The sequence below is a fragment of the Proteiniphilum sp. genome (assembly GCF_040307845.1).
Classification (GTDB): Bacteria; Bacteroidota; Bacteroidia; order Bacteroidales; family Dysgonomonadaceae; genus Proteiniphilum.
Genome location: NZ_JAWRIS010000041.1, coordinates 18,182 through 30,256 on the forward strand (window position 1 = coordinate 18,182; position 12,075 = coordinate 30,256).

The 12,075-nt window shown below is 43.6% G+C and carries 13 protein-coding genes; 5 read left to right on the forward strand and 8 right to left on the reverse strand.

All coding sequences use genetic code 11. From position 1 onward, the window contains the following. Positions 1 to 225: 225 nt before the first annotated feature. A complete protein-coding gene (gene murA, locus ABV001_RS10535) occupies positions 226 to 1,530 on the reverse strand; it encodes a UDP-N-acetylglucosamine 1-carboxyvinyltransferase (RefSeq protein WP_352422761.1) in 1,305 nt (434 codons plus the stop codon). A gap of 19 nt (positions 1,531 to 1,549) precedes the next feature. Further along, on the reverse strand, positions 1,550 to 2,548 hold the full coding sequence (murB, locus tag ABV001_RS10540) for a UDP-N-acetylmuramate dehydrogenase (protein ID WP_352422762.1): 999 nt from the start codon (positions 2,546 to 2,548) through the stop codon (positions 1,550 to 1,552). Positions 2,549 to 3,034: 486 nt separating this feature from the next. Between murB and ABV001_RS10545 the strand changes: the two genes are divergently transcribed. Both ABV001_RS10545 and ABV001_RS10550 read left to right on the forward strand, forming a co-directional pair. Continuing rightward, positions 3,035 to 3,202 carry a type II toxin-antitoxin system RelE/ParE family toxin gene (locus ABV001_RS10545; RefSeq protein ID WP_352422763.1) on the forward strand — a complete coding sequence of 56 codons (168 nt, stop codon included), beginning with the start codon at positions 3,035 to 3,037 and terminating at the stop codon, positions 3,200 to 3,202. After that, the gene (locus ABV001_RS10550) at positions 3,181 to 3,492 is read left to right on the forward strand and encodes an addiction module antidote protein (RefSeq protein WP_352422764.1); all 312 of its coding nucleotides are present in this window, start codon (positions 3,181 to 3,183) and stop codon (positions 3,490 to 3,492) included. Before ABV001_RS10545 ends, ABV001_RS10550 begins: the two co-directional genes overlap by 22 nt. A gap of 71 nt (positions 3,493 to 3,563) precedes the next feature. Here the strand turns inward: ABV001_RS10550 and ABV001_RS10555 are convergent, their stop codons facing one another. The 4 genes from ABV001_RS10555 to ABV001_RS10570 form a co-directional block, all read right to left on the reverse strand. Further along, entirely contained in the window at positions 3,564 to 4,220 is a 657-nt protein-coding gene (locus tag ABV001_RS10555; RefSeq protein WP_352422765.1) for a rhomboid family intramembrane serine protease, read from the reverse strand. Next, on the reverse strand, positions 4,217 to 4,612 hold the full coding sequence (locus ABV001_RS10560) for a HepT-like ribonuclease domain-containing protein (RefSeq protein ID WP_352422766.1): 396 nt from the start codon (positions 4,610 to 4,612) through the stop codon (positions 4,217 to 4,219). The genes ABV001_RS10555 and ABV001_RS10560 overlap by 4 nt, the downstream gene beginning before the upstream one ends. Continuing rightward, a complete protein-coding gene (locus ABV001_RS10565; protein WP_352422767.1) occupies positions 4,596 to 4,889 on the reverse strand; it encodes a nucleotidyltransferase family protein in 294 nt (97 codons plus the stop codon). The genes ABV001_RS10560 and ABV001_RS10565 overlap by 17 nt, the downstream gene beginning before the upstream one ends. A gap of 156 nt (positions 4,890 to 5,045) precedes the next feature. After that, entirely contained in the window at positions 5,046 to 5,762 is a 717-nt protein-coding gene (locus ABV001_RS10570) for an SAM-dependent methyltransferase (protein WP_352422768.1), read from the reverse strand. A 169-nt stretch (positions 5,763 to 5,931) separates the two neighbouring features. On the opposite strand from ABV001_RS10570, the gene ABV001_RS10575 reads away from it, so the two are divergent. Continuing rightward, positions 5,932 to 7,542, forward strand: a complete 1,611-nt coding sequence (locus ABV001_RS10575; RefSeq protein WP_352422769.1) for a peptide MFS transporter — start codon at positions 5,932 to 5,934, stop codon at positions 7,540 to 7,542. Between the two features lie 13 nt (positions 7,543 to 7,555). On the opposite strand, the gene ABV001_RS10580 is transcribed toward ABV001_RS10575, so the two are convergent. Together ABV001_RS10580 and ABV001_RS10585 are read right to left on the reverse strand one after the other, a co-directional pair. Continuing rightward, positions 7,556 to 8,116, reverse strand: a complete 561-nt coding sequence (locus tag ABV001_RS10580) for an NUDIX hydrolase (protein ID WP_352422855.1) — start codon at positions 8,114 to 8,116, stop codon at positions 7,556 to 7,558. A 156-nt stretch (positions 8,117 to 8,272) separates the two neighbouring features. Beyond that, positions 8,273 to 9,103, reverse strand: coding sequence for a sugar phosphate isomerase/epimerase family protein (locus ABV001_RS10585; protein ID WP_352422770.1), 831 nt, complete (start codon positions 9,101 to 9,103; stop codon positions 8,273 to 8,275). A gap of 316 nt (positions 9,104 to 9,419) precedes the next feature. Here ABV001_RS10585 and ABV001_RS10590 point away from each other — a divergent pair, with 316 nt between their 5' ends. Both ABV001_RS10590 and ABV001_RS10595 read left to right on the forward strand, forming a co-directional pair. Next, positions 9,420 to 10,826, forward strand: coding sequence for a methyltransferase RsmF C-terminal domain-like protein (locus tag ABV001_RS10590; RefSeq protein WP_352422771.1), 1,407 nt, complete (start codon positions 9,420 to 9,422; stop codon positions 10,824 to 10,826). Positions 10,827 to 10,923: 97 nt separating this feature from the next. After that, positions 10,924 to 12,012 carry a sensor histidine kinase gene (locus ABV001_RS10595; RefSeq protein ID WP_352422772.1) on the forward strand — a complete coding sequence of 363 codons (1,089 nt, stop codon included), beginning with the start codon at positions 10,924 to 10,926 and terminating at the stop codon, positions 12,010 to 12,012. Positions 12,013 to 12,075 lie beyond the last annotated feature (63 nt).

A 12,075-nucleotide genomic window follows, 5' to 3' on the forward strand; every position in this document is an offset into this window, starting at 1 on the left:
GAATAATTATAATGTAATATTACGGTTCCACAAAGCAAAATGGTATTTGTGGAATTCTCTTATAAAATGATTACTTTATTGTGCTAAAATTCCACCCCCTCCGTCCTGATCAATGGAGTTAGAGAATGGATATGTAATATTTTGCAGATAATCATATTAAAATTACCTACAAAGTAATAAAAGACTTGCCGAAAAAGCAAATATTTTTGAAGGAAAAGGCTGAATCTATTTCCTTTCAATCCTTGCTCCCAATGCATTCAACCGTTTGTCTATATTTTGGTATCCCCTGTCGATCTGGTCGATATTATGGATGGTACTCATGCCTTCGGCGCTCATGGCAGCAATCAACAATGAGATACCGGCACGGATGTCGGGGGACGTCATCGTCATGCCTTTGAGCCGGAGCCGGTTACCCATGCCGATCACGGTCGCCCGGTGGGGATCGCAGAGTATGATTTGCGCACCCATGTCAATCAATTTATCCACGAAGAAGAGGCGGCTTTCGAACATCTTCTGGTGGATCAATACGCATCCTTCCGCTTTGGTGGCGACCACCAGCATCACGCTGAGGAGGTCCGGCGTAAGTCCCGGCCAGGGTGCGTCGGCAATAGTGAGGATAGATCCGTCGATAAATGATTCAATGGTATAGTTATCCTGTGGAGGAATATAGAGATCGTCCCCACGTTGTTCCACAATAATACCTAAGCGGCGGAAACTTTCGGGAATAATACCGAGATGGGTTACCGAAGTATCTTTGATGGTGATCTCTGAGGCAGTCATGGCCGCCATACCGATAAAACTGCCGATCTCGATCATGTCGGGCAGCAAACGGTGACGGCAACCGGAAAGGAAGGAGACTCCGTTTATTGTCAGCCTGTTGGAGCCGATCCCTTCGATTCTGGCTCCCATACGTACCAGCATCCGGCTCAATTGCTCTACATAAGGCTCACAGGCAGCGTTGTAGATGACTGTCTCCCCTTCGGCAAGGACAGCCGCCATCAGCAGGTTGGCAGTACCGGTAACGGAGGCTTCATCGAGAAGGATGTATTGTCCGGTTAACTTTTGTGCAGATAGCGTAAAGAGTTGCTTTTGCTCGTTAAAGATCAACTCGGCACCTAATTTCATGATACCGTTAAAGTGGGTATCCAACCGCCGGCGACCTATCTTGTCACCCCCCGGTTTGGGTACGACCGCTTCTCCGAATCGTGCCAGAAGAGGCCCTACGATCATGATCGATCCCCGCATGGCAGCGCTCTTTTCCATGAAGTCTTTCGATTGGGTGTAGGTGAGATTTATTCTTTCCGCTTTGAAGGAATAGGTACTGCTATTCAGTTTTTTTACCTCTGCACCCATATCCGAGAGTAATGCAATGAGATTGTTTACATCTAAGATGTCGGGTACGTTCTCTATGATCACTTCTTCTTGTGTGAGCAGGGTGGCACAAATCACCTGAAGTGCCTCGTTTTTGGCTCCCTGGGGTGTGATTTCTCCTTTGAGGCTGCATCCGCCTTCAATGATAAATGATGACATATTGACCGTTTTTTTATAGTTAATAGATGCGCACTTCCGGTTCGAGCATCAAGCCGAATTGTTGCCGTACATCCTGTTGTATCTCCTTCATGAAATGGATGATTTCCTCTCCCTTGTCAGTCCCGTAGTTTACAATAATGAGTGAATGGTGTGCATAAGTTCCTACCATCCCCCGGCGTTTCCCCTTATATCCGGCCTTATCGATCAGGAATGCCGCCGAAGTTTTGAATTGTCCTTCTCCAGCGTTGTAGATAGGAACATCCGGCAATTTTTGTAACAAATGCTCTTTTTCTACCCCGGTAAGGATAGGATTTTTAAAGAAACTTCCCGCATTAGGCAGTTGTGTGTGATCCGGCAGTTTCCGGGTGCGGATACGAATAATGGCATCCCGTACCTGCGTGAGGGTGGGAGAGGGAATAGCTTCCAATTCCCGACTTAAATCGATATATTTTTCTTTGTACTGAAACGATTTGTCCAGCCTGAAAACTACGGATGTAATCACATAACCTCCGGTACGTTTAAAGATACTGTCGCGATAGCCGAACCCGCACTCGTCATTAGAAAGCTCCCTGTAGTGACCCGTTTGTAGTTCTACCGTCTTTACTTTGGTGATCACATCCATCACTTCTGTACCATAGGCTCCGATATTTTGCACAGGGCTTGCTCCCACTGAACTGGGGATAAGAGACAGGTTTTCGATGCCGGCGTAACCGTTCTCCACGCAATACGCTACAAACCGGTCCCAATCTTCGGCCGCCCCGGCTTCAATTTCTATATGCCGATCAGTTTCCGACAGGATATGAATGCCTTGCATGGATGGTTTGATTATCAAACCATCGAAATCTTTGGTGAAAAACGAATTGAATCCGTTCCCGAGCACCAATTTTTCTTCAGCGGGAAAAGTACGGATTATTTCCGAAAGTTCTTCTACCGATTGCGGCTCGCCGAATATTTTAGCTGACGCTTTCGTCCGGAAAGAGTTATAGGGTTGCAGTTGTACGTTATATCTTATGGTCATTACGGAATTGCTGTAATAGAGATGCAAATATAACGAATCCTATCCAATTTCCCGCCAACTGATAAATTATAAACTGGTTTTATGTTTTGCATAGAAAATGGTGATTCTTTATGTAAATCTGTAAATAGACTTTATGAATTACATAATTTGGGTTACCATAGATATTTTAATTTTTATCGAGCTTCGGACTAGAGGCCTTAGCTTATCTCGGTACATATCCGCTCTCTTCTATGATCTTTTTCGCCAATTTCTTTCCTTCTACTTATAAAGATGAAAAAATGAAAAAAACGTTGCATCGTGTTTGAATTAAAATTATTTTGTAATTTTGTATCCAATCGGATACATATTTAGCAAATGTACTTTATTGAAAAAACAACGGAATTTGACAAGTGGTTTAGAAAGCTGAACGATTTAAGAGCCAAAGCCAAAATCATTTTCAGAATATAAGAGATAGAGAATTATGAACATTTTGGCGATTGTAAACCTGTGGGAGAGGGTATTAGCGAATTGAGGATAAACTATGCAAAAGGGTATCGGGTTTATTTCAGAGAGCAGGACGGAAAAATAATCCTTTTACTTATTGGTGGAGATACATCCACGCAACAGCAAGACATCGAAAAAGCAAAAGAGATTTGGAAAAAATTAAGAAAATAAGAAAAATGGAAACTTCAAAATTTGACATCGCAGACTATTTAGACAGCAACGAAATGATTGCTGAATATCTTAATGCCGTTTTGGAAGAGGGCAACGATGTAGATATAATTACCGCAATCGGGCATATTGCCAAAGCTGTCGGAATGACCAAAATAGCCGAACAGACAGGAATGAGCCGAACAAGTCTGTACAAAGCATTATCAGACGGAGCAAAACCGCAGTTTGAAACCATTATGAAAGTATTGAAAGCTATAGGTGGACAAATCAAAGTAACGCCTGTGTCGGCTTAATCGTGAATAAAAGCCTTATTTTCAACTCAAAGGGCTTTTTCCTGAAAACTTTTAAAATATGAAGAAACTATTTACATACCGAAATAAAAGAGGTCGGAAATCGAATCTATCTTTATGTGCTCCAAAAATAATGTCGGGAGGTTTATATTTTCCAGGGTGAAAAAAACGACAGTCATATAAAGTAAACCGTAAATTCCACCGGAGATATGCGCCGAGTGGTTGATACGTCCTGTTTGTTTCCTGTCGAGATAAAAGGAGACCAGCAGGAAAATGATGCCGAAGAGAAAGGCAGGGAGCATGACCGGAATAAACATGATTCCCATGAAATTCATCGGATTGACCAACACATAGGCGAAAACTATGGCCGAAACTGCCCCGGAAGCACCGAGACCCCGGTAAGCATGGTTGTTCTTCTGTTTGAAATAGGTTGGAAGGATGGATATTGCCAGTGAAGAGATGTATAGGACAATAAAACAGATGGAACCAGTGTTGCTGCCGAGCGCCAACTTGCATATCCTTTCCACCTCCATCCCGAAAAAATAGAGGGTAAACATGTTAAAAATAAGGTGGGGGTAGTCGGCATGGATCCCCCCATACGTGAAAAGCCTGTGCCATTCTCCTGCCTTAACCTTTTGTGGGTCAAACATCAGTTTATCCATAAGGTTGTGGTCTTTGAAAGCCCTCATGGATAGCAGTACTGTCAGGATGATGATAGTGATGGTAATCATTTTACGATTTCGTCTGAGGTCAAATCGTTGATTATTTTTTCAATAGTCAATTGTAGAGGAGGGAGGTGTTTTTTCAATGTTACTAAAACCATTTCCGGATCAATATCGGCATATTGGTGTGAAATAAAATTCCGCATACTGTAAATTTGTTTCCAAGGAATTTCCGGATATTCTGAAAATAGAAGCTTATCTGTTTTTCTATCTATTGATGAAATTGCTTCGCCTATAAATTGAATACGCATGAGGGTTGCATCTAAAATAGTCATACCCCAAGGTGAAGAGGCATAATCTTCAATAGAAACAATATCTTCGTTCCTTTCCTGTATAATAGAAATTGATTCTAAAACCAGTTGAAGTCGTTCGATAATTTCCTTATTATGCGTATATTGCATCTTTTTCAATTCGTTGAAGCAGGTGTTTATTTAATCCTTTTCTAAGGCGTATCAAATCGACATTACATTTACAAATTTCCTGCAGATCATCATGAATATAAGCCATAATTACCGGATCAGCTTCGTGAAGTTCCACGAAAATATCCAAATCACTACCTTCTCGTTGTTCACCTCTTGATACAGATCCGAAGATACCTATTGATGTAATGCCATATTTCTCTGCATTCATACGTGTATATGAACGAAGTAGGGTAATATATTCGTTAACCGTTTTCATTCTTCATCAATTCGTCAGACATCTTTGCCAAATATGATTACAAATATAGCATCACCCGGCCGATTTTCCTAATCTTGATAAAACAAAATTATCTCTCATATGTAGTTATGTGATTCTTTTTTACTTGTTTCTGTGCCCTGAATATGATTTTTTCTTTTATTTTCCTCCTCTATAAATCAAAAAAACTGTCGGTTTCTTATGCATGTCGGGCAGTTTGCCCTTCCATGCCTTCACACTCCTTGTTACAATGGATTCGTCCTCGCAGGAGATGTTCATGGCAATACAGAGCAGGGTTTGGGGTTTGCAGTGCTGTAAAACATCTTCGGCAAGTTTATGGTTTCGAAAGGGCGTTTCAATAAAAACCTGGGTCTGGTCTTCGTTGTAAGCCCTTGCTTCCAATTGTTTCAGTTTTTTTGCCCGTTCACCTGCATCGATTGGAAGGTAACCGTGGAAAGCAAAACTCTGTCCGTTGAACCCGGAAGCCATGACGGCCATCAGAATGGAAGAGGGTCCCACCAGCGATACAACCTTATATCCTTCCTCTTGCGCTATTGCCACTACATCTGCGCCGGGATCGGCCACGGCAGGACAACCGGCCTCGGAAATCACCCCCATGCTTTCGCCCGATTTCATGGGCTGTAAGTAATCCGCAATTTGGTTAGGGTTGGTATGCTTGTTCAATTCGTAAAAGGTGAGGCTATCTATATCAATATCGGGATTACATTTTTTCAGGAATCGACGTGCCGATCGAACGTTCTCCACGATAAAATATTTCAGACCGGATACCACTGTTGTGTTAAACGACGGAATTACCCTCTCGACAGGCGTATCACCTAACGTGACGGGAATTAAATAAAGTGCCGGATTCTTCATTGCTTGTTCGTAGACATTTTGATTGCGAAAATAAAGTTTGATTGCAAAAATAACGAAAATAGGGTAAAGAAGAGATGCTTTTTGGTATATATCTTAAAAATAGTTTGGTTGAAGGTGGAATTAATCTGATCAAAATGGTACTTTTGCAAATCAATACATTTTCAGAATTATGACTACAACGACGGCCAAACATCCCAAAGGGCTTTATTTCGTGTTTTCTATTTCCATCGCGGAACGTTTCGGTTACTATGGTATGCGCGCACTATTCGTGCTATACATGATCAATGCGTTGATGATGGATAAAGAGCTTTCAGCACTTGTCTATGGTAACTATACCGGATTGGTTTACCTCACGCCGCTGATTGGCGGTTATGTGGCCGACAAATATTGGGGGATGCGCCGTTCTACCTTCTGGGGTATTGTCCTGATGGTGATCGGACAATTGCTGATGTTTTTCAGCGCCCTCAATTTTCAACACCCGGAGCCGGCACGATGGCTGATGTATTCGGGGTTGGGCTTCCTGATTTTCGGAAATGGTTTCTTTAAACCTAATGTGTCCACTTTTGTGGGGCAACTCTATGAACCGGGTGACAGGAGGCTAGATTCTGCTTATACCATCTTTTATATGGGAGTAAACCTTGGAGCATTTGCTGCTCCCCTTATCTGCGGATTTCTGGGTGATACGGGTAATCCTGCCGACTTCAAATGGGGGTTCCTCGTGGCAGCGTTCGTCTCGGTGGTCTGCCTTATCCTTTATGTGCTGCGGAAAGACAAATATCTGGTTGATCCTGCCGGCAATCCTATCGGGGTTGAAGCTGCCGCAAAGAAAAAGAGGGATACAGACATAATCAAAACAACTGATAACTCTGATCCTAATGCTATTGACTCGACGGATACAACGATTAAAATTGATGCGAATGATACAATCCCCACTCCGATCGTGAAGTACACCTTCAGGGAGATAGCATTATGGCTTGTAGCTGCAGGCGGCTTGTTCGCACTGTTTATGCACCTGTTCAAGGATGACCTGATCGGAGCTTTTATCTTCACCGCCACATTGGTTGTCCCTGCTTTTGTGATATCCGACAAGTCGCTGACGAAAATTGAACGCCAGCGTATCTGGGTGATCTATATCATTGCCTTTTTCGTCATCTTCTTCTGGTCCGCTTTTGAACAGGCGGGCATATCATTGACCTATTTTGCGGCAGAGCAGACCAACCGGAATATTATGGGATGGACCATGCCCACCAGTTGGTTCCAGTCGTTCAATGCCGTATTCGTGATTCTTTTGGCTCCGCTGTTTGCGCAACTGTGGCTTGCCCTGGGAGCGAAAGACCGGGAACCTTCCTCGCCCGTGAAACAGGCCATCGGATTGCTGTTGTTGTCATTGGGCTATCTCCTGATCGCCATTGGTGTGCAGGGCGTGGAACCGGGGGTAAAGGTGAGCATCCTGTGGCTGGCAGGACTTTACTTTATCCATACTATGGGCGAACTTTGTCTTTCCCCTATTGGACTGTCGATGGTGAATAAGTTGTCACCCATACGCTTTGCTTCCCTGCTGATGGGGGTGTGGTATCTTTCTATGGCTACAGCCAATAAGCTGGCCGGAGCATTGAGTTCACTCTATCCCGAAGAGGGAAAAGTGAAACATCTTTTCGGCATTGAGATCGCCACCCTGTTTGATTTCTTTATGGTGTTTGTGGTGATGGCCGCCATAGCTTCTCTCATCCTCTTTCTCTTATCGAAAAAACTGCAAAAGCTGATGCATGGCGTGCGGTGAGAAAAGAGGCCGCCTATTTGCCATACAATGCCATATATTTCCAAAGTGGGGCTGCCATAGTAGCCTGGAGAATATTGCCGCTTTCGAGAAGTTTCTTTAATTCCTCAAAAGAGAGGAGATGTACCGTCAGTTCTTCCGATTCGTCCAAATGCTGATCTCCCATCTCCTCTACATCCTCAGCAATAAAGCAGTAAGAGTAGTTATTCGTTGCACTGGCATTGGGGGATACACACATGAATTCGCTCCATGTCCCGCCGCCGTAACCGGTTTCCTCCATCAATTCGCGTTGCGCCGAGGCAAGGGGAGACACATCCTCTTTTTCGCATACTCCCGCACAAAGTTCGAGACAGGTCTTTTCGATCCCCGGCCTGTATTGTTTTACCAGGATAAATTTTTTTTCTTTGGTAATGGCGATGATATTCACCCAGTTGGGATACTCCAGTACGTAATACTCAGGGACAATGGTACCGTCCGGCATTTGTAATGAATCCCGGCGCACAGTCAGCCAGGGACGCCTGTGGAGATATTCGCGCTCAATTACCTTCCAGCGCATACTGTCGTTTCCACAATCCATGTCAATCATTTGAAATCTGTTTTATCTTTTTAAAAAAGCAGAACAAAGGTACGTTTATCTATGGAAATTAAAAAAGGGGAAGTCCTTTTATTTGGACTATCCCCTTTAGACTTTTATATCTGCAACCTCGTTATCTTTCTTGCAATAGGCGTAACATTATTTTTCCTTTGTGGCTGCAATTACGCCCCTGAAGTAACCGATGGATTCGGCGATACCCGAAAAAGGATCTTTCATATTCCGTTCGTGTTCCAGGCTACATACGCCTTCGTATCCTACCTGACGAAGCATTTTTACGAATGCCGGAATATCGATGATACCACGTCCTATCTCCACAGAATATCCGGCTTTGGTTGCACCGGTCACATCTTTGATATGAATGTCGAACACGCGGGTGTGATATTTCTCCAGATCTTTTACTGCATCTTTACCGTTACGGGTATCGTGGCCGATATCGAGACACATGCCGATACGGGTATCCAGGTCCTTCACATTTTCCCATACATCATCCGCATCGGGATAAAGTGGCATATCCGGACCATGCAGGTGGATGGCATAATGAAAGTCATATTCTTTTACTTTCTTGTCTACATAAGGCAGGAGGTCATAATTGGGGACTCCCACGATCAGTTTCACGCCCACTCTTTTTGCATACTCGAAAGCATCATCAATTTCTTTCTCGGAGCGCATGTAGATAGGACCTACCGCATAACCGGTGACTCCTTTGCTTTTCAGTTTGGCATGGAAGTCGGCTATTTCCTTGTCGGTACTTTTGAGAGGAAGATGGAAATCTTTGATACAAAGATATTTCACATCGCATTTTTCCAGCGTTTCCAACGTTTTGTCGAGATCGAAATTGACAAACGTGTAACCTGCCATACCTACGTTGAATTTTTCGAAGGTGTCAGGCGCCGGTTGGGGATCAGGACGCTCTTGCGCGACGATCGAAAGGGATAACAATAATCCCCCAAGAATCAGAATTTTTTTCATACGATTATTTTAATTTCTCATTTTGGTGTATGGAACTCGCGATAATCTTCATCTTGGGTGCAATGATGTTCATGCTCGTTTCATACGATTACATTATTTGGTGTTAATTGTCGTGTTAAAACTGTGTACGTGCACTTTTCATGTAAAAGTACTTCAAATTTCGAAAAATCACACCAAGTCAGCTAAATTTAACAGTATTTTGCATCTATATTTCAAGTTTTGATAGCTAAATGCGCAGAGCACAAATTTGTAAATAATGTATGGGATGTTATCTTTGTAGCTGGAAATACATCAAGCATTTTCGATAAGCAAATAAATGAACCTCCACGCAGATTTCATATCTTCCATCCATCCGTTGCTCGGAAATGAAACAGAATCATTTTTGTCGGTGCTGTCCGGTGATGCCTCGGTCAGTTTCCGTCAGAATCCCTCTAAGGTGGTTCGTAATCCGATGGAACCGGTAATCCCTTGTAAGCGGGTGCCCTGGTCCCAGTGGGGCTTTTATCTGGAAGAGCGGCCTGCTTTTACCTTTGACCCCCTTTTTCATGCCGGATATTATTATGTGCAGGAAGCTTCTTCCATGTTTGTGGAATATGTGGTCAAAGAATTGGTGACCGAACCTGTAATGTGCCTCGATTTGTGTGCCGCACCAGGTGGAAAATCGATCTCCCTGCTTTCCGCCCTTCCTGAAGGGAGCTTGTTGGTGAGCAATGAACTGGTTCGTCAGCGCGCCCATGTGTTATCGGAGACGATGTCGAAATTCGGTCATCCTAATGTGATGGTCACGAATAATAGGGCAAAGGATTTCTCAGCCTTCCCCCACCTTTTTGACCTGGTGTTGGTGGATGCTCCCTGTTCGGGAGAAGGGATGTTTCGTAAAGATGAAATAGCGGTGGAAGAATGGTCGAGGCAAAATGTGGAGATGTGTGCCGTACGACAAAGGGATATTCTAAAGGATATTTGGCCGGCACTGAAACCGGGGGGGCTGCTTATATATAGTACCTGTACTTATAATACCTCTGAAAATGAAGAAAATGCCATTTGGATTGCAGACGAATTGGGCGCGGAATTTGTAAATGTGGAGATAGATAAAGGATGGGGGATCTCTTCATCCTTCGACAAACGGGTAAACGGCTATCGTTTTTTTCCACATAAAACCCGGGGAGAGGGATTGTTTGTGACCCTGCTGAGAAAACCGGGATATGGAACAAAAGAAACGGTTTTAAGTCGGTCCCGGGCAAAAAATAAAAGAAAACCATCTTTTTTTGTGAAGGATCGCACGGCTTATGTGCCTCTATTGTCACATCCCGATTCTTTTCACTTTATAGAGAGTGATAATCGCATTGTAGCACTCCCTGCACAGTATTCCGAGATCCTTGTTGCACTGGGTGAGCAATTGAAAGTAGTATCAATGGGCATAGAGATTGGCGAGAAAAAAGGCAAGGATTTTATTCCATCCCATGCGTTGGCGATGAGCAGGGAGCTTCACTTCGGAGCATTTCCCATGTATGAGGTAACCTATGAGGAGGCTATTTCCTATTTACGGAGGGAAGCGGTCAGCTTTACGGATGCACCCAAAGGCTATTTGATTCTTGTGTATAAGGGAGAACCATTAGGCTTTGTGAAAAATTTGGGTAACCGGGCTAATAATTTATATCCCCATGAATGGCGTATCCGAAGCGGTTATTTACCCGAAAAAAGAGCTGAAATTTTTACTACGTAAATTTTCTGTCGTCACTCATCCTTAGTCCTTCACTTTTAGTTCTTAATTTTCACTTATCATGCATTCCCGACAACTACTCACTTATCTTTTTGTAATCATGGCAATCATTGTTGCCCTGCTGTCGCTAGGGTTGTCGAATAAGCTGGTAAAGGAGTTGGCCGGTGAGGAGCGCAGGAAGATGGAGATTTGGGCGATGGCAACCGAATCGATGGCCATGGATGAAGAGATAGACATGTCATTGGTATTGCGTATCCTGGAGAGTAATACTACTATTCCCATTATATTGTACGATAAAAATTCCGGGAATTTAACGCCACGCAATGTCAGATTACCCGAAAAGGAAGTGGAATCTTATCTCCAAACAAAAAAGGAAGAGTTTGGGCAGAAACATGATCCCATTGCCTTGTATGAAATGAACCAATTACTCTATTATGATGATTCGAAAACATTGAAAATGCTTCAACTTTATCCCTATCTGCAGTTGCTGGTGATTACCTTGTTTGTCGGTCTGGCATTTTTTGCCCTGAACCGTTCTCAAAGGGCGGAGCGGAACAAGGTTTGGGTGGGATTGTCAAAAGAGACCGCCCATCAGTTGGGTACACCCATCTCATCATTGATGGCGTGGATGGAGTATATGAAGCTGAAAGAGGTAGATCAACACTTATTGGTTGAGATCGATAAAGATATCTTCCGTCTGCAAATGATTGCGGAACGTTTCTCAAAGATCGGTTCTGCACCCGCTTTGATACCTGTGGACCTGAGGGAGGTTATTCTGCATACGCTGGAATATCTGGAAAAACGGGTGTCGAGGGAAGTGCTATTCCGAACACGATTTCCGGAATATCCTGTAAAAATTCACCTGAATGAGCCGCTCTTTGGCTGGGTTATTGAGAACCTTGTGAAAAACAGCGTGGATGCGATGCAGGGGCGGGGAAGCATTACTTTTGATATTTTCGAAAAAGGAAGAATGATCCATCTCGATATTTCCGATACCGGCAAAGGGATGCCGAAATCAAAATTCAAGACCATCTTTTCACCCGGCTACACTACCAAGGAAAGAGGGTGGGGGTTAGGGTTGACCCTTGTGAAAAGGATCATAGAGGAAAACCACAAAGGCGGGATCCATGTCAGGAGATCGGAGCCGGGGAAAGGCACCACTTTCAGGATCCTGCTGAAGAAAAGTTGAAAACGATCGACCTCTTATTAGGACGTCTCTGCCATTAGGCTCCGGTGAGTTGATATTGATATT